Below are 18,798 nucleotides of genomic sequence, written 5' to 3' on the forward strand. Positions count from 1 at the left end.
GCCAATTTTTGCGCGGCCAGTTGCGCCAGTGCAACATTTACTGCTTTTCCTTCTACTTTGCGGCGGCCCTGCCCCTACCCCCTTGCGCCACCGCCCATGCCCTTCTTTACTTTCCCCCGAAACCACCGCTTGGCTGGCCTAGCCGCCCTGCTGCTGGCCGCCGCGCCAGCGCTGGCCGCGCCGCCCGCCGCCCTACCCTCCTTTTCGGAGCCAGGCATCTCGCCCGACCGGCAGGAGATTGCCTTCGTGTCGGGCGGCGATATTTGGACGGTGCCGGTGGGCGGGGGCGAGGCCCGGCTGCTGGTGGCCCACCCCGCCACCGAGAGCCGGCCCCTGTACGCGCCCGATGGTAAGTCGCTGGCTTTCATCTCCACGCGCAGCGGCAACGGCGATATTTACCTGCTCACCTTCGCCACCGGCGAGCTGAAGCGGCTGACGTTTGACGACGGGCTGGACCAGCTCGACGGCTGGGCGGCCGATGGGAAATACCTCTATTATTCGAGCACCAGCCGCGACATCGCGGGCATGAACGACATCTACCGCGTGCCGGTAGGCGGCGGCACGCCTACCCCCGTTTCGGCCGACCGCTACGCCAACGAGTTTTTCGCCGCGCCCAGTCCCGACGGCCAGACGCTGGCCTTCGCCGCCCGCGGCATCGCCTCCAACCAGTGGTGGCGGCACGGCCACAGCCATTTGGACGAGTCCGAAATCTGGCTGCGGCGGGCGGGCAAAACCGGGCCCGTGTACACCGGCCTCACCCAGGGGGGTAGCAAGGCGCTGTGGCCGATGTGGGGGGTAGGGGGCCAAAACCTGTTTTTCACCTCGGACCAGGGCGGGCCGGAAAACATCTGGACCGTGGCCGTGAGCGGCGGCGCGGCGCGGCCGGTCACGCAGTTTAAGGGGGGTAGGGTGCTGTGGCCCAGCGCCTCGGCCGATGGCAAGCTCCTCGTGTTTGAGCGCGATTTCGGGATTTGGACCCTGAACACCGAGAGCGGGCTGACGCAGCCGGTGCGGATTCAGCAGCGGGGCGCGCCGGCCAGCCCCGGCGTGGAGCGGCGGCGCTTCACCGACCGCTTGTAGGAGCTGGCACTCTCGCCCGATGGCAAGAAAGTGGCCTTCATCGTGCATGGCGAGGTATTCGCCGCTTCGGCCGCCGACGGCGGCGACGCGACCCGCCTCACCACCACCACGGCCGCCGAAACCGGCCTGGCCTGGGCTCCCGACAGCCGCCGGCTGGTGTACGGCTCGGCCCGCGACGGCGCTAACCACTTGTACAGCTACACTTTCGCTACCGGCCAGGAAACCCGCCTCACCAACGCGGCGGTGAGCGACGCCGAGCCGCGCTTTTCGCCCGATGGGAAATTGCTGGCCTTCGAGCGCGACGCGAAGGAATTGCGCATCCTGGACCTGGCCGCCAAGCAGGAGCGGGTGGCGGCCACCGGGCGCTTCGGCCGGCCGCCACTGAGCGCGGAGCGCTCCTTCGCGTGGTCGCCCGATGGGCGCTGGCTGGCTTTTGCACCCACCGGCGCGCGGGGCTTCACTAATGTGCAGGTGGTGCCCGCGGCGGGCGGCGCGGCGCGGCCGGTCAGCTTTTTGGCGAATTCGAACAGCAACACGCTGAGCTGGAGCCCCGATGGGAAATACCTGCTCTTCGACACCGGCCAGCGCACCGAGGATGCGCAGGTGGCGCGCATCGATTTGCAGTTGCGCACGCCACGCTTCCGCGAGGACCAGTTCCGGGACTTGTTCAAGGAGACGGTGCCGGGACCGATTTCGCCCGAAAAAAACCAAAGCCCGCCCCTGACTCCCACAAAGCCTACGGCCCCTACCCCCCTGCCAGCGGCCAGGGCCGACTCGGCGCGGGGCAAAACTTCGGCCCGCCAGAAGAAGGGCAAGAAAGGCGCAGCTCTGGCCGGCGCTACCCCCGCCAAGGCGCCGGTCAATATCAATTTTGAGGATATTCGGCGGCGGCTGAGCCTGGTGCCGGTGGGCGTGGACGTGCGCGCGCAGAGCATCAGCCCCGATGGCAAGTGGCTGCTGCTCACGGCCAGGGTCTTGAACCAGACCAACTTATACATTTACCCGCTCGATGAGCTGAGCAAGGAGCCGGCCACGGCGCGGCAGCTCACGGCCACGGCCGGCAGCAAGGGCGAGGCGCAGTTTTCGCCCGATAGCAAGGAGGTATTTTTCCTGGACCAGGGCCACATTCAGGTGGTGCCGGTGGAGGCCAAAGGCCCCGCTGCCCGCGCCGTGGCCGTAACCGCCGAAATGGACGTGGATTTCGAGCAGGAGAAAATGGTGGTCTTTGACGAAGCCTGGAGCTACCTGCGCGATTTTTTCAACGACGCGAACTTCAACGGCACCGACTGGCCGGCGCAGCACGAAAAATTTGCCCCCTACCTCGCCGGGGCGCGCACCCCGGACGAGGCGCGCCGCCTCACCAATTTGATGATTGGCGAGCTGAACGCTTCGCACTCGGGCATGGGGCCGGCCCCCGCGCCGCCCGGCACCGTGGCCCCCGCCACCGGCCGTCTGGGCCTGCGCTTCGATGCCGCAGAGTACGAGCAGAATGGCCGCCTGCGCCTAACCAGCGTGCTGCCGCTGGGCGCGGCCGCGCTGGCCGGCCTCCAGCCCGGCGACGAGCTGCTGGCCGTGAACGGCCAGCCGATTTCGGGTACCGCCAACCTCGATGAGCTGCTGCAATACCAGGTGGGCCGCCGCACTACCCTGCGGGTTTTGGCTGATAAAAAGGAACGCGACGTGGTGGTGCGCCCGCTGAGCCGCGACATTGAGAAGGCCCTCGACTACCGGCAGTGGGTGGAGGAGCGCCGCGCCTACGTGGCGCAGGCCAGCGGCGGCCGGCTCGGCTACGTGCATATGTTCGACATGAGCGCCGCCGCGCTGGCGCAGCTTTACCTTGACCTCGATGCCGAAAACATGAGCCGCGACGGCGTGGTGGTGGACGTGCGCAACAACAACGGCGGCTTCGTGAACGTGTACGCCATCGACGTGCTGGCCCGCCGCAGCTACCTCACGATGGCCAACCGCACCATGACGACCCCCGTGCCCGCCCGCAGCGCCCTGGGCCAGCGCAGCCTGGAGCGCCCCACGGTGCTCGTCACCAACCAGCATTCGCTCTCTGATGCCGAGGACTTTAGCGAAGGCTACCGGGCCTCGAAGCTGGGTAAAATCGTGGGTGAGCCCACCGGCGGCTGGATAATCTTCACCTCCGGCACGGCTCTGCTCGACGGCTCGACCCTGCGCCTGCCCACCAGCACCATCCGCGCCGTGCGCGACGGCAACATCATGGAAATGAACCCCCGCCCGGTGGACATCCCGGTGGTGCGGCCCATCGGCGAGAGCTACACCGGCCGCGACGCGCAGCTCGACGCGGCGGTGAAAGAGCTGTTGGCGGAGGTGGGGAAGTAGCGGCAGTGGGAAAGTGATGCGGCAAAGGTGTCGGGCCGCCCTACCCCCTCGAAATTTTATCATCCCAACCCAGCCGAACGTTACGCCAACGCCGACCCAACGCCACAGGCGGATTAGGGTCGGCGGTCGTCCGGGCCGGGCGGGCGTTGGGGATACATTTCGGGGGGTTGGGATAATAAATTTTGGGGATGGTAGGCCGCCCAACACCTTTGGCTGGCCATACGGACCACTTTATCCCCTCCCTACCCCATGAAAATCACTCTTACCTGGCGGTCGCTGGCGGCGGTCGCTGCGCTGCTCTTCTTATGTGGGGAAGCCCACGAACTGGTGCATACCGGCCTGGGCCGGCTACTGTGCGGCTGCTGGGGCACCCGCGATTTCAACGTCTGGAGCCTGTGCGATGCCTGCGCCCATAAGCCGCTGCAAAACTTAGCCGCCACGCTGTCCGGCCCGCTGTTCAGCTTCGCCCTCATGTGGGTTGGCTACTTTTGGCTGGCCCCGCGCCACTCGGCGGGGCGGCGGTCGCTGGGTTTCGCGCTGATTTTCGCCAATATCCCGTTTGCCCGCATCCTGGGAGCGGTTTTTATGGGCAGCAACGATGAGGTGTACGCACTGAGTAAGGTAATGCCCTATCATCTGGCTTGGGCGCTGGGCGGGGCGGTGGTATTGCTCGCCACGGTGCCGCCGCTGGTGCGCGCATACGCCGCGCTGCAACCGCGGGGGCGCATCTGGATTTTCCTAGGCTTCTTTCTACTGCCGACCTTACTATTGTTTATCGTGGTGCTGGGCGGCCTGAACTCGCTGCTGGCCGGTGGCTTTCTGGCCACGTACTGGATGCTGGGCTCTCCACTGCTGATTACGGCCTGGACGACCCTGGTGCTAGTGAGCTTGGGCCTGACGTACCGCGGCCTATTCACCCTGGGCCGCCCGGTAGCCTAGCTTGCGGAAAAGCCGCCTGAGTCGCTGCCATAAGCCTACTTTCTACCCATGAACCGAAATCGCATCGTCCTCTACCAGGTGCTGGGCTGGGGGCTGATAGTTGGCTACGACCTGTTCTTCACCACCGTCAACATCAGCAAACAGCAAGCTGTCGTGCTGGATAAGCTGCTGCTGTTCAAGTTCACTTCTTGGCTGGCTACCATGAGTTTGTTTTACTACTGCTACCTGTTCGTATTCGGGCGAGGGCTGCGGCCGGGGCGCTGGCCGGTGCTAGTGCTAGGGCTGCTGGGCACGCCGCTGGTGTTCGCGGCCAGCCGCTACCTGCTGGACGAATTGCTGCTACCCCGGCTGTTTGGCTTTAGTAACTACAGTCCCAGCACCACGCTACTTCATTATTTGCAGGATAACGCCTACTTCCTACCCCCCACCATCGTGCTGGCCGGGGCGGCGGTGCTGGTGCGCGATGCCTTCGTGCGCGAAAAGGAGCGCGAAAACCAGTTGCTTCTGCACGTCTTGGAGCAGGAAAAAACGCAGGCTGAGCTGGCGTTTTTGCGCTCGCAGATAAACCCGCACTTTCTCTATAATACCCTTAACTACCTCTACGCCACGGCCTACCCCGTGTCGGAGCCGCTGGCCGCGGCGGTGCTGCGCCTCTCCGACCTCATGCGCTACCTGCTGCACGACAGCCCCGATGGCCAGGTGGACCTGAGCAAGGAAATCGAGTACGTAGAGAATTACCTGGCCCTGCACCGGCTGCGCTTCGAGGAGAATTTCTTCGTCAACTTCAAGCACACCGGCCTACCCCCCGGCGGGCAGCGGGTGGCCACGCTGCTGCTCATCCCGTTCGTGGAAAACGCGCTCAAACACGGGGTCGTGAACCAGGCGGCGCATCCGGTGGAGATTCAACTCGCGCTGCCCGCGCCCGGCCGGCTGGCCTTCCGGGTGCATAACCGCATCAACCAGCACCAGAAGGATGCCACCACCGGCGTGGGCCTGCCCAATATCCGGCGGCGGCTGGCGCTGCTCTACCCCGGCCGCCATTCGCTGCGCGTGCAGGATGATGGAATTACTTATACCGCTGAGCTGGAATTGAGCTTATAGCACGGCGGGGACTACCGTTTTTTGCGCGCCCCGTTTTTACTTAGCCCTGAAAAAACGGTCATGCTGACGAAGGAAGCATCTCTACCGAATCGTTGACCAGCGCGGATGAAGCGGTAGAGATGCTTCGACTACGCTCCGCTTCGCTCAGCATGACCCGTTCCTTTAATTCGTAATTTCTAATTCGTAATTCCCCTACCCCCATGCTGCGCTGTATTGCCGTTGACGACGAGGCTTTTGCCACCCGGCTGCTGGCCAGCTACATTCAGAAGCTGCCGGGCCTGACGCTGGCCGGCACCACTACCAACCCGCTCGAAGCTCTGCAATGGGTGCAGGAAGGCCGCGCCGACCTGGTGTTTCTCGACATCCAGATGCCGGAGTTGACGGGCCTGCAATTCCTGAAAATCTGCGGCAACCGCTGCAAGGTCATCCTCACCACCGCCTACCCCGAGTACGCGCTGGAAGGCTACGAGCACGACGTGGTGGACTACCTACTCAAGCCCATTGCCTTCGACCGCTTCGTGCGCGCCGTGCAAAAGGCGCAGGCGCTGCTACCCGCCGCTGCGCCGCCCGCCCTACCCCCCCGCCCGCGCCAAGCGCGCCGGCCGCGTCCGACTACCTCTTTGTGAAGGGCGACAGCAAGAACAAGTACCTCAAGCTTAACTACGCGGATATTCTCTACATTCAGGGGCTGAAGAATTACGTGTCCATCGTGGTGCCGGGGCAGCGCATCATCACCTACCTCACCCTGCGCGAGCTAGCCGCGCAGCTGCCGCAGCCGCCGTTCGTGCGGGTGCATAAGTCGTTCATCATCTCGCTCGACCACCTGCGGCTGGTGGATGGCCACACGTTGCACGTGGGCCAGGAAGAAATCGTGGTGGGCGACACGTACCGCGAGGAGTTTTTTCGGCTGATTCGGGAGAAAGGGTAGGCAGGGCTGCTTTAGGCAACTTTTGGGTAACATGCAGGCCGTAGCGACGCGCAAGGTCACTTACGACGTGGACCCCTGCCGTGACTCTACTAACAAAAAACATTATTCCAGCTCAGGTTAAAATATTTTTCTCAACGTAGCTGACCATCAGGCCATTTTTTGCTCTTTACTCACAATAATTTTTCTCTTCATAATAGGTTCATCAAAAATAAATGTCTAGTTTTGAAACAAGCAAAGGCTAGCGGTTAATAAAGGCCGCTAGGTCTAGCCATTTCAATCCTCTTCCTTTATTTATGAAAATGCTTCCCCCCCCCCGCCGGCTCCGGGCGATTCTGACGGCCGCCGCGCTGGCCGCCAGCGTTATGAGCTGTAACCGCGACCAGGTGGTGCCCGGTGCGCCATCCGCCGTTACCCAGACCAACCAGGAGCTGGCCACCGTAGCCAAGGCCCTGGCCCACACCCTGGGCACCGAGGCCGCCTACCGGCAGTTGCTGAAGGCGGAAGCCCTCAAGCAGTTCGATGGCGACTACGATGTGCTCTACCGGGCCTTCACCACCCTCAAGCCGGCCTTCGGGCAGCGCATGGACGAGCTGGTGGCGCAGAGCCCCACCGGCCAGGCCCTGACGGGCATGGCCGACGTGCTGGCCCACGTACCCAACCTCAACATTTCGGTGCCAGTCAACATCAACAAGTGGGATGCCGCCACTTATGCTCCGCTGGTGCTATTCATCCCGGCCGACTTCGACGAGAAAACCTACACTAAGCCCCTGCAAGCCTACGATAAAGATGGGCAAGTACACTTGCTCGACGCGAAACAGGCCCCGGACTACCCGGTAGTGGTCATCGGTCCCAGCGAGCGGGTTAGGGGTACCGCCCTCACGAGCGAGAATTTCGGGCCGGGTAAGGGGGCGGCTAGTGGCCAGAGCACTACCAATAGGGTGCCGGCCGATGACCCCAATTATCCCGGCGACCCGTATTACCCCTATCCTCCTACCCCGCCCAGTACCCCACCGCAGTATTACGCGACCTGCCGTACGGATAAGCAGACGGAGTATTTAACCAGCATGTGGATGGCGGATGTGAGCGAGTATGAGTCCTGGTTTCTGGGTGACCCTGAGATGCGGCTCCAGGCAGTTATTCCGTCGGGGGCAGCAGGGACCTTGAGTGGTACTATTCGCGATTCCAGGTACACAATGGGCCGAAAAACCATTGAGGCTACCTACAACTGCGACGCAGACTTATATTTCTGGCAAAAGCAGTTCGTAGGAGAAGCCGTGGGCTTCATTTTTACGGAGGAGGATTACGGAGATATTGCAGATGTCAAGTTAAGCATAAGCTACATGCATAGCGGGGTAACTGGCTCGGCTGAGGTCACTTTTAAGATTGCTAACCACGACGATATGGTTTCCAATGGCATCGTCTTCTTCGACCAGTGCCCTACGAAAGGGTATTACACAAATGGAAGTGGTGGTGGCTATGAGTTTCGGTATACCCTCGCAAATCGTCCATAAACATGGCTGGGGTCTATTCGCTTGCCAGTCGGGTTAGCTACCGGACCTGGCTGGTATTCCTGCTGGCTAGTCTGCTACCAAGGTTGCCCAGCTACGGTCAGCACCTAGAAGCTATTGGGGTAGCGGTAAGCTTTAACGTTACCCAAACGCTGGCTACGCCGGAGACGATTCTTCTGCCTTCCGACTACGCCATTGCTACCAACGGAGATGGGTCTAAATATGATGATATTGGCTACCGGCTAGCCGCGTTTGCCCGGTTCAGGGTGAAGCAGTCGCGCTTTTTTGTGCAGCCAGAGGTTGGCTACACAGCTACTGAGGGGCAACGCTACCTTGTTCTGTATGGCTTATCCTCCCGGTACGGAGCTTCTTACTTTCCCTTTGCTCACCACATACGGCGCTGGGAAATAGCTGGCCTAGGAGGATTGCACACGGGCCGCCATACCTACGTGTTGCTTGGCCCAGTGTTAGCTTTCAATGAACACGAGGTGCCGTTGGTAGTAGACCCAACTGATTATCCTGCTGGGGCCAAAATCAGCAATAGTCTCACCGAAAGCGTTATCACAACTCAGGCCCTAGCTCAGTTGGGGGTAGGGGTCACGTTCGGCCGCTTTGACTTCAACCTGCGCATAGAGCAGAGCCTGACCCCTTATACGCGTCGCTTCACCTTCGACGGTGGCACGTACGGATACCGGCAGCAAATCAGGCAGGGGCTATTCACGGCGGGTATCCTACTGTACAAGGCCAAGCCGCAACCGGCCGCTGGCCGGGAGCAACTACCTTACTAGCGGTGCAGCTTGTTCCGGCAAGTTGAGTTTCAAAAACCGGGTCGGCTAGCTGCCTGTCGTCATTTGCGTCAGTTCTTGATAGTCGGCCCGGCATGGGACTGCCACGTCAGCAAAGCATTCTATTTTCCGGGTTCATCATCGTCCTACGGTTGCTAGGAATTACCAACTCATGCTCCGAACCGAACGAAGGTTTGACCAATCATACCCTTGTTTTCAATTTAGTAAACCATTGTTTATGAAGACTTACCTCAATTTTGGGCTTATTTTCTGCATCCTATTCGGCGGCCTGACGGGCTGCCATAAAAAAGAGGCAACTCCCACCGAGCCATTGGTTTTTTCCTTTCAACTACTCAACGAGCAAGGTCAGGAAACCAGCGTTTTCGCGCCGAATCAGAATATTATTTTTCACTTTGAGGCGCGGAATAATACGGACCAGACAATGTTCCTGCTCACTGACCTTCGGAACCTAGATTACCAGGGTCTGCCGAGCATCTATAGTTTCACCAAAGGCGTTCCTCAATTGGTGGGCCGGCCTTATAATGGCCTGTGCGTGAATTATGTGGGAGGGCCTCATCCAGTACCCGCGCACGACGCCTTGCAATTCACCATCAAGTGGTTAGAGCCAACCAAGCCCACTAACCCTTTTGAGAACGAGCCATTTTGTACACACACGGCCACTACTGCGCTACCGAAAGGCCATTATTATGCTTCCTTCTCCACGTCGTTCGTCTGGTATCAGGACGGGGTGACCACTACCGAAACCGCCCCGCCAACTATGGTGCGGGAGTTTGACGTGCAGTAAGCTTATTTCTTTTATTTCTTTTCCTCTTTTCCAATGAAAAACAGCTACTTAGTAAGTATCTTACTGGCGCTACTCGGGCGGGTCGCCATAGCGCAGGTGCCCACGCGAAGCATTGCGAATCAGGAACGGCTAGCGGCGCGCTTGGCCGTCTCCGCCCAAGACACCCCGCCTGTTCTGCGGCTCAAAGCCCCTGACGTCACGGCTCTTCTCAAAGAAGACCAACGCAAGACCCGTCGGGGAGCCCTACCCCATTTTGGCAAACCAACGCCGCTGGCGCTCAACCTACTGGCAGCGGGCCGCTGGGAACCGGCCGCGGGCGGGCGGCGGTGGCAACTGGCGCTGACCTCGCCGGGGGCCACGTCGCTCAATTTCTTCTTTGATAAATTTTACTTACCGCCGGGAGCCGAGCTATACCTCTACAATGCTGACCATAGCATGGCGATTGGTCCTATTGACTCTACTCAAAATACGGTGGCCAGCGTGTTCGCTACTGACCTGCTCAAGGGTGAAACGGTAACGTTTGAGTTATTTGAGCCGGCTACATTCCAGGGGAAAAGCGTGTTGCACGCCGACCAGGTAGTGCATGGCTACCAAGACTTACCCGGCCAGCCCTATGCTGGTTATGGGCAATCAGCCCCCTGCAACGTGGATATCAACTGTTCGGCCGGCCGTGATTGGCAAACAGAGTCCAATGCTGTTGCTTTAATACTCCTGCCTAATGGTCAGTATTCTACCGGCACGTTACTGAATGATAACTGCAAGAGCTTGACTTCTAATTTTTTAACCGCTTATCACAGCGTAAATGGCATGGACGCGAACAGAATGGTATTTCGCTTTCAGTATAAGAGTCCTACCTGCGCCGGAGCCGAACCAACTAATTATATTTCATTCTCAGGCGCGCAGATAGTTGCTTCTTACCAGCCTACTGATTTTGCGCTACTCAGGCTTAATCAGCGTCCGCCAACTGGCAGCCCCATTGCTTACGTGGGCTGGAACCGCGCAGTCACTCCGGCTACCAGTGCGGCTAGCTTGCACCACGCAGCGGGTGACGTAATGAAGATTTCGCTTGCGCCAAGCGGTGTGCAACCCTTTTTATCTAATTATTGGCACGCCGACTTTGCGGTCGGTACTACGCAGCCCGGTTCATCGGGCGCAGCGCTGTTTGACCAAAATCATCTAGTGGTCGGACAATTGTACGGTGATGCAACTAATGATACCCGCGATTACTGCGTGAAGCACGATGGCGACTACGGTCGCTTTGACCTCTCCTGGACCGGGGGCGGCACCCCACAAACGCGGCTCTCGGACTGGCTGACGACGGACCCGAGCGTGACGCAGGTGCCGACCGTAATCAATCCATCTTTAATCGGCCCCGACCAGGTATGCTCCCAAACGGCTTTGTTCCAATCTAATACGACGCTGGTGTGGGCGGCTACCCCGGCTGGCTTATTCACCAACAGCTCCAGTTACGGCAGCCAGCTGTTTACAGCGGGGGCGGCGGGGGCAGCGGGACAGGGCACCGTCACGGGCACCCTGCCCGGAGCCTGCGTGCCGAGCGTGACCAAAACCGTGCGGGTGGGCACCGAGCCCAGCGGCTACTTCTACGGCGGCGGCGTCAGCAGCGGCCAGACCCTGCAAACCGTGCAGTTCGTGACGGGCGGGCAGATTAGCCTGTTTTTGAACGAGGCCGCCAATTTCACCTTTTCCAGCTCACCGGCCATCCCCCTCAACAGCTACTCTGGCCGCTCCACGTCTTTTTACCTGCCGCCGGGGCAGGGCGTGCAAATCAACGTATCGGCCCCCGGCTCGCCCTGCGCGCTGGCCACCAGTTTTGTGTTTGCCCCCCGCAGCGTGTATTACTACCGCTCCGCGCCCAACCCGGTGAGCGACGAGCTATTAGTGACGGCTACTGACCCCGACCAGCCGGCCGGTGCTTCCGCCCGCCTGCTGACCGCCACCACCACTGATAGCCTCGCGTTCGAAACGACGCTCTACGACAGCTACGGCCGGCCGGTTAAAACGCAGCGCAGCGCACGGGGCCAAGCCGTGCTCAACGTGCGCGACCTGCCCAACGGCCTCTACCACCTGCGCACGGGCCACGGGAAAGATGTAGCGACTGAGCACATCCAGGTGGCACATTAACCGGCTGCAATCTTGCCATTAATTTTGAAAAGGCTCCGCCGTCACGGCGGAGCCTTTTTTCGTTACTACTCGCCAATTAAAAGTCCCCTACCCCACCAACCGCTGCAACGCTGGGCGGGCGGCTATGTCTTTTTCAGGAAAAAGCTGCATCTTGCCGGCTGATTTTCTGCCCACTGCCTTTAATTTCTTCCTGGATTGAAACGACGTGACTTTGTAGGCCTTACCGGCCTGGCGACCGGAGCCCTGCTCCTACCCCACTTTCCCGGCCTGGGCGGCACCCTCGTGGACCCCGCTCGCCTGTTGGAGCCCGGCCTCGACGTGGCCCAGAAAAAGCGCCTCGCCGACGCGGCCCTGAACGCGGCGAAGGCCGCCGGCGCCAGCTACGCCGACGTGCGCATCGGCCGCTACCTCAACCAGAGTATTTTTACCCGCGAAAAACAGGTGCAGAACATCGCCAGCGGCGAGAGCTTCGGGGCCGGCGTGCGCGTGATTGCCAACGGCAGCTGGGGCTTTGGGGCCACCAACGACGTGAGCGACAAGGGCCTGACCAAAGCCGCGCAGCTGGCCGTGGCAATGGCCAAGGCCAACGCCAAAACCCAGAAGGAGCCGGTGCAGCTGGCTCCGCAAAAGGGCTACGGCGAGGTAAGCTGGCGCACGCCCATCAAGCAAAATGCCTTTGAGGTGCCCGTGGCCCAAAAGGCCGACCTGCTGCTGGCCGCCAACGCGTCGGCGCTCGCCAACGGCGCTAACTTCGTCAATTCCAGCCTGTTTCAGGTGAATGAGCAGAAGTACTTCGCCAGCACCGACGGCTCATACATCGACCAGGATATTCACCGCATCTGGCCCACGTTTTCGGTCACGGCCATCGACCGGGCCAGCGGCAAGTTCAAGACCCGCGACGCGCTCAGCTCGCCAATGGGCCTGGGCTACGAGTACCTTACCCCCCTCGCTGCCGACAAAGTGGCCGGCCCCGCCGGCACCGGCCTCATCGGCTACCGCAACAGCTACGACATCCTGGAAGATGCCACCCTGGCCGCCCGCCAGGCCAAGGCCAAGCTCACCGCCACCTCAGTGCTGGCCGGCAAATACGACCTCGTGCTGGACCCTAACCACCTGGGCCTCACCATTCACGAGAGCATCGGCCACCCCTTGGAGCTGGACCGCGTGCTGGGCTACGAGGCCAACTACGCCGGCACCAGCTTCGCTACGCTGGAGTGGCGCAAGAAGAACATTCCGTACGGCTCGAAGCAGATAACCATCGTGGCCGACAAGCTGCAACCCGGCTCGCTGGGCGCGGTGGGCTGGGACGATGAAGGCGTAAAAACCAAGGAGTGGACGCTCATCGACCAGGGCAAACTCATTGACTACGAGAAGATTCGCGACCAGGCGCACATCGTGGGCCAGGATGCCTCCGACGGCTGCTGCTACGCCGACTCCTGGGATGCGGTGCAGTTTCAGCGCATGCCCAACGTGAGCCTGCGCCCCGGCACCGCCAAAATGAGCGTGGACGACATGATAAGCGGCGTGGACAAAGGCATCTACATCGCCGGCCGTGGCTCGTACTCCATTGACCAGCAGCGCTATAACTTTCAGTTTGGCGGCCAGGTATTCTACGCCATCGAGAAGGGCAAAATCACCGAAATGCTCGATGATGTGGCTTACCAGGCTAATACTCAGGAATTCTGGAACTCGTGCGTGGCCGTGTGCGACGCCTCGGACTACCGAATGTTCGGCTCGTTCTTCGATGGCAAGGGCCAGCCTTCGCAGGTGTCGGCCGTGAGCCACGGCTCGGCCAGCTCACGGTTTAACGCAGTCAATGTGATTAATACGGCCCGCAAGATTGGGTAGCAAAATCGTTTGTCATTGCGAGCAAAGCGAAGTGGAGCGCGGCAATCTTTCCTGCACGTTGGGGTTGCTAAGCAAATGCCGAGGACGACAAGGAAAGATTGCCGCGCTCCACTTCGTTGCGCTCGCAATGACAAACGATTTTTAGACCGAATACTTTAAAATCCCACCATTCTCTATCACTTAAACCCCTACCCCCTTGAACAGACGCGACTTCACTACCCTCACCGGCCTGGCCGCCGGGGCCTTGTGGCTCCCGAGCTTCCCGAGCCTGGCCGGCAACCTCGTGGACCCGGCTCAGCTGCTGGAGCCCGGCCTCGATGTGGCCCAGAAAAAGCGCCTTGCCGACGTGGCGCTGAACGCGGCCAAGGCCGCCGGGGCCAGCTACGCCGACGTGCGCATTCAGCGCACGCTCAACCAAGGCATCTTCACCCGCGAAAAGCAGGTGCAGAATATCGCCAGCGGCGAGAGCTTTGGGGTGGGCATCCGGGTGATTGCCAACGGCACCTGGGGCTTTGCGGCGACCAATAATGTGACCGACGCGAGCATCGCCAAAACGGCCCAGCAGGCCGTGGCCATCGCCAAAGCCAACTCGAAGGTGCAAAAAGAGCCGGTGCAGCTGGCCCCGCAAAAGGGCTACGGCGAGGTGAGCTGGAAAGCGCCGATTCAGCAAAATTCGTTTGAGGTGCCGGTGAAAGAAAAGGTCGATTTGCTGCTGGCCGCCAATGGCATGGCGCTCGACAACGGCGCGTCGTTCGTGAACTCAGCGCTGTTTCAAGTCAATGAGCAGAAGTATTTTGCCAGCACCGACGGCTCATACATCGACCAGGATATTCACCGCATCTGGCCCACGTTTGGCGTGACGGTGGTGGACCGGGCCAGCGGCAAATTCCGCTCGCGCCAGGCGCTGAGCGTGCCGATGGGCATGGGCTACGAGTACCTCACGCCCAAGGCCGCCGACAAAATTGCCGGCCCCACCGGCACCGACGTCATCGGCTATAAAAACAGCTACGACATTCTGGAAGATGCGGCCCTGGCCGCCAAGCAAACCAAGCTCAAGATTACCGCCAAGTCGGTGACGCCCGGCAAATATGACCTCGTGCTCGACCCGCACCACCTGGGCCTCACCATCCACGAATCGGTGGGCCACCCGCTGGAACTAGACCGCGTGCTGGGCTACGAGGCCAACTTCGCGGGCACCTCGTTTGCTACCCTCGACTGGCGCAAGAAGGGTATTCCGTACGGCTCGAAGCAGGTAAATATTGTGGCTGATAAGCTGCAACCCAACTCGCTGGGCGCGGTGGGCTGGGACGATGAGGGCGTGAAAACCAAGGAGTGGACGCTCATCGACCAGGGCAAATTGATTGATTACGAGAAGATTCGCGACCAGGCCTACATCGTGGGCCAGAATGCGTCGGACGGCTGCTGCTACTCGCAGTCGTGGCGCGACGTGCAGTTCCAGCGGATGCCCAACGTGAGCCTGCGCCCCAGCACCGCCAAAATGACGCCCGACGAGTTGGTGAAAGGGGTAGAGAAAGGAATCTACATCGCCGGCAACGGCTCGTTTTCAATTGACCAGCAGCGCTATAATTCACAGTTTGGCGGCCAGGTATTCTACGCCATCGAGAAGGGCAAAATCACCGAAATGCTCGAAGACGTGGCTTACCAAACCAATACGCTCGAATTCTGGGGCGCCTGTGCCGGCTCGTGCGATGCCTCGGACTACCGCTTTGCGGGCTTCTTCAACGATGGCAAGGGCCAGCCTTCGCAAAGCTCGGCCGTGAGCCACGGCTCGGCCACTTCGCGATTTAATGGGGTCAATATTATTAACACGGCCCGCAAGATTGGATAATGTTCACCCCACCCCCTACCCCTTCCCTTCGGAAGAGGGGTAGGGGGTGGGGTCAGCGCCAGAACGACATTCTAAAAATCAGTACCTCAACGATAATGGCAATTCTCTCCCAAACCGAAGCCCAGGACATTCTCAAGAAAGTTCTCAGCTTCAGCACCGCCGACGAGTGCGAGGCCAACCTGCAAGGCAGCCTCGAAGGCAACGTGCGCTCGGCGCGCAACTCCATTAGCACGGCCGGGGCTGTGGACAATGTGTCGCTGGCCGTGACGTCGTATTTCGGCAAGCGCTCGGGCACAGCCACTTGCAACCAGTTTGACGAGGCTACGCTGCGCCGCTGCGTGCAGCGCGCCGAGGAAATTGCCCGGCTGGCCCCCGAAAGCCCCGAGCACATGCCGTTGCTCGGGCCGCAAACCTACCTGTCGTCGCCGCTGTCGTACGCAGCAAATACGGCGGCCATCACGCCCGACTACCGCGCCCGCCAGATGGCGGCCAGTATGCAGTATTGCGACACCAAAAAGCTGTCGTCGGCGGGCTTTTTGAACGACTCGGCGGGCTTCGTGGCCAAGCGCAACTCGAAGGGCCTGGAGGCTTACCAGCGCGTGTCGAACCTCGATTTCAGCATCACGGTGCGCACGCCCGACGGCACGGGCTCGGGCTACGCGGCCACCGACTTTACCGACGTGTCGAAGTTCGACGCGGCGCGCCTCACGGCGGTGGCGGCCGGCAAGGCCTCGTCGTCGGTGGGTGCCAAGGCCATTGAGCCAGGCAAGTACACGGTTATTCTGGAGCCGAACGCGCTGGTTTCGGGTTCCGATGCCTCGCTACTGGGCGCGCTCATGCGCTCGTTTGACGCCCGCTCGGCCGACGAGGGACGCAGTTTTTTGAGCAAGAAAGGCGGCGGCAATCGCAAGGGCGAAAAGATGTTCGATGAGCGGGTTACGATTTATTCGGACCCTACCAATGCCGAAGTGCCTGACCTAACTTTTTCGGGCGATGGCCGGCCGCAGCAGCGCACTACCTGGATTGAGAAGGGGGTAGTAAAAAACCTCTACACCTCGCGCTTCTGGGCCCAGAAAACGGGTATTCCCGACCTGCCCAACCCCGGCGGGTTCATCATGGAGGGCGGCACGCAAAGCACTGCCGACCTTATCAAGGGCACCAAAAAAGGCATTCTGGTGACGCGCCTGTGGTACATCCGCCCCGTGGACCCGCAAACACTGCTCTACACCGGCCTCACCCGCGACGGAACGTTCTACATTGAGAACGGCGCTATCAAGTTCCCGGTCAAGAACTTCCGCTTCAATGAGAGCCCGATTATCATGCTCAACAACGTGGAGGCCATCGGCCGCCCGGTGCGCCTGGCCGGCAACCTGGTGCCGCCACTGAAAATCCGCGACTTCACGTTTTCCAGCTTGTCGGACGCGGTGTAACGTTTGGGGGGGTAGGGCGGTAACCGGCAGTGCTAGGCCCGCCCTACCCCCTTGCTACGGAGCGAAGCTATTTAGGCAGTCGTCAGCCCGTCATTCCGAGCTTGCCGAGGAATCTCGCCAGCGGTCGTTCGGGCCTCGTTCGACGATGCGAGCGAGATTCCTCGGCAAGCTCGGAATGACATACTGATAGCCCTTTCTACTTTTTAAATACCCCCTTTCCCTAACCAGCCACCTTACTTTTTTCTGCTATGAACAGACGCGATTTTGTGGGCCTCACTGGCCTGGGCGCTACTGCCCTGCTGCTACCATCCCTACCGGGCTTCGGGGCCAAACTCGTGGACCCCAGCCGCTTGCTGGAGCCGGGTGCCGACACCATCCTCAAAAAGCGCCTGGCCGACGCGGCGCTGAACGCGGCCAAAGCGGCCGGCGCGAGCTACGCCGACGTGCGCATCGGGCGCTCACTGAATCAGTACGTGTTTGCCCGCGAGAAGCAGGTGCAGAACATCGTGAGCACCGAGAGCTACGGCGTGGGCATTCGGGTGCTGGTGAATGGCTGCTGGGGCTTCGCCTCCACGAGCGTCGTGACCGAAGCCAGCCTGGCCGCCACCGCGCGCCTGGCCGCCGAAATCGCCAAGGCCGATGCCAAGGTGCAGAAGGAGCCCGTGCAGCTGGCCGCGCAGCAGGGCTACGGCGAGGTGAGCTGGAAAACGCCCATTCTGCAGAGCGCCTTTGAGGTGCCGGTGAAGCAGAAGGCCGACCTGCTGCTGGCTGCCAACGCGGCGGCGATGGACGCGGGTGCCAACTACATCAACTCGGCGCTCTTCCAGGTGAATGAGCAGAAGTACTTTGCCAGCACCGACGGCTCGTATATCGACCAGGACGTGCACCGCCTCTGGCCCACGTTCAGCGTGACGGCCGTGGATACCAAGAGCGGCAAGTTTCGTTCGCGCGAGGCGCTGAGCGCGCCGGTGGGCCTGGGCTACGAGTACCTCACGCCCAGCGCCGCCGAGCAGGTGCGCGGCCCGCAGGGTACTGATACCGTGGGTTATAAGCTACGCTACGACATCCTGGCCGATGCCGCGCTGGCCGGCAAGCAGGCCAAAGCTAAGCTGGGCATGAAATCGGTGACGCCCGGCAAGTACGACCTCGTGCTCGACCCCGGCCACCTGGGCCTCACCATCCACGAGAGCGTGGGCCACCCCACGGAGCTGGACCGCGTGCTGGGCTACGAGGCCAACTACGCGGGCACCTCGTTCGCTACCCTGGAATGGAAGGCCAAGAACATTCCCTACGGCTCCAAGCAGGTCAATATCGTGGCCGATAAGCTGCAAACCGGCTCGGTCGGCAACGTGGGCTACGACGACGAGGGCGTGAAAACCAAGCAGTGGGATATTATCCGGGAAGGCAAGCTGGTGGACTACCAGAAAATCCGGGACCAGGCGCACATCGTGGGTCAGAAAGAATCGGATGGTTGCTGCTACGCGCAGTCGTGGGAGGACGTGCAGTTTCAGCGCATGGCCAACATCAGCCTCAAGCCCGGCCCTACCCCCCTCACGCCCGACGAGATGGTGAAAGGCGTGGAAAAAGGCATTTACATTGCCGGCGCGGGCTCGTTCAGCATTGACCAGCAGCGCTATAACTTTCAGTTTGGCGGGCAATTGTTCTTCGCCATTGAGAACGGTAAAATCACGGAGCCGCTCGAAGACGTGGCTTATCAGTCGAACACCCAGGAATTCTGGGGTGCCTGCCAGGGCTCGTGCGACCAGCGCGACTACCGCCTGTTCGGCACCTTTTTCGACGGCAAGGGCCAGCCGGCGCAGGTATCGTCGGTGAGCCACGGCTCGGCCACCACGCGGTTTAACGGCGTGAACGTCATTAACACGGCGCGTAAGGTGTAGCGCCGTTCACCCCACCCCCCGGCCCCCTCTCCTGTGGAGAGGGGGAGCCTGACGATTGTGTTCGCGCATGACCGGTGCCCCCTCTCCACAGGAGAGGGGGCCGGGGGGTGGGGTAAGCCAGTTGGGCACCTTAGCA

General features: G+C 61.0%; 10 protein-coding genes and 2 pseudogenes. All 12 read left to right on the forward strand.

From position 1 onward, the window contains the following. The first annotated feature begins 96 nt into the window (after window positions 1-96). The 12 genes and pseudogenes from A0257_11420 (at window position 97) to A0257_11475 (ending at window position 18,662) form a co-directional block, all read left to right on the forward strand. Window positions 97-3,429 (forward strand): annotated as a pseudogene (locus A0257_11420) (peptidase S41). A gap of 249 nt (window positions 3,430-3,678) precedes the next feature. Continuing rightward, window positions 3,679-4,368: a hypothetical protein gene (locus A0257_11425; protein AMR27644.1), complete on the forward strand. Its 690-nt coding sequence runs from the start codon at window positions 3,679-3,681 to the stop codon at window positions 4,366-4,368. Window positions 4,369-4,416: 48 nt separating this feature from the next. After that, window positions 4,417-5,469 (forward strand): hypothetical protein, encoded by a 1,053-nt coding sequence (locus A0257_11430; protein AMR27645.1) that lies wholly within the window; start codon window positions 4,417-4,419, stop codon window positions 5,467-5,469. 200 nt (window positions 5,470-5,669) lie between these two features. After that, window positions 5,670-6,397, forward strand: a pseudogene (locus A0257_11435) (DNA-binding response regulator). 293 nt (window positions 6,398-6,690) lie between these two features. Continuing rightward, complete coding sequence (locus A0257_11440) at window positions 6,691-7,908, forward strand: hypothetical protein (GenBank protein AMR27646.1); 1,218 nt, start codon at window positions 6,691-6,693, stop codon at window positions 7,906-7,908. 2 nt (window positions 7,909-7,910) lie between these two features. Continuing rightward, a complete protein-coding gene (locus A0257_11445) occupies window positions 7,911-8,693 on the forward strand; it encodes a hypothetical protein (protein ID AMR27647.1) in 783 nt (260 codons plus the stop codon). A gap of 235 nt (window positions 8,694-8,928) precedes the next feature. Next, complete coding sequence (locus tag A0257_11450; GenBank protein ID AMR27648.1) at window positions 8,929-9,495, forward strand: hypothetical protein; 567 nt, start codon at window positions 8,929-8,931, stop codon at window positions 9,493-9,495. Between the two features lie 33 nt (window positions 9,496-9,528). Then, window positions 9,529-11,637 carry a hypothetical protein gene (locus A0257_11455; protein ID AMR27649.1) on the forward strand — a complete coding sequence of 703 codons (2,109 nt, stop codon included), beginning with the start codon at window positions 9,529-9,531 and terminating at the stop codon, window positions 11,635-11,637. Window positions 11,638-11,832: 195 nt separating this feature from the next. Then, window positions 11,833-13,485: a TldD protein gene (locus A0257_11460; GenBank protein ID AMR27650.1), complete on the forward strand. Its 1,653-nt coding sequence runs from the start codon at window positions 11,833-11,835 to the stop codon at window positions 13,483-13,485. Between the two features lie 196 nt (window positions 13,486-13,681). After that, complete coding sequence (locus A0257_11465) at window positions 13,682-15,334, forward strand: TldD protein (protein AMR27651.1); 1,653 nt, start codon at window positions 13,682-13,684, stop codon at window positions 15,332-15,334. Between the two features lie 95 nt (window positions 15,335-15,429). Next, window positions 15,430-16,764 (forward strand): peptidase C69, encoded by a 1,335-nt coding sequence (locus A0257_11470; protein AMR27652.1) that lies wholly within the window; start codon window positions 15,430-15,432, stop codon window positions 16,762-16,764. A 248-nt stretch (window positions 16,765-17,012) separates the two neighbouring features. After that, window positions 17,013-18,662: a TldD protein gene (locus A0257_11475; GenBank protein AMR27653.1), complete on the forward strand. Its 1,650-nt coding sequence runs from the start codon at window positions 17,013-17,015 to the stop codon at window positions 18,660-18,662. Window positions 18,663-18,798: the final 136 nt, after the last annotated feature.

The sequence above is a fragment of the Hymenobacter psoromatis genome (assembly GCA_001596155.1).
GTDB lineage: Bacteria > Bacteroidota > Bacteroidia > Cytophagales > Hymenobacteraceae > Hymenobacter.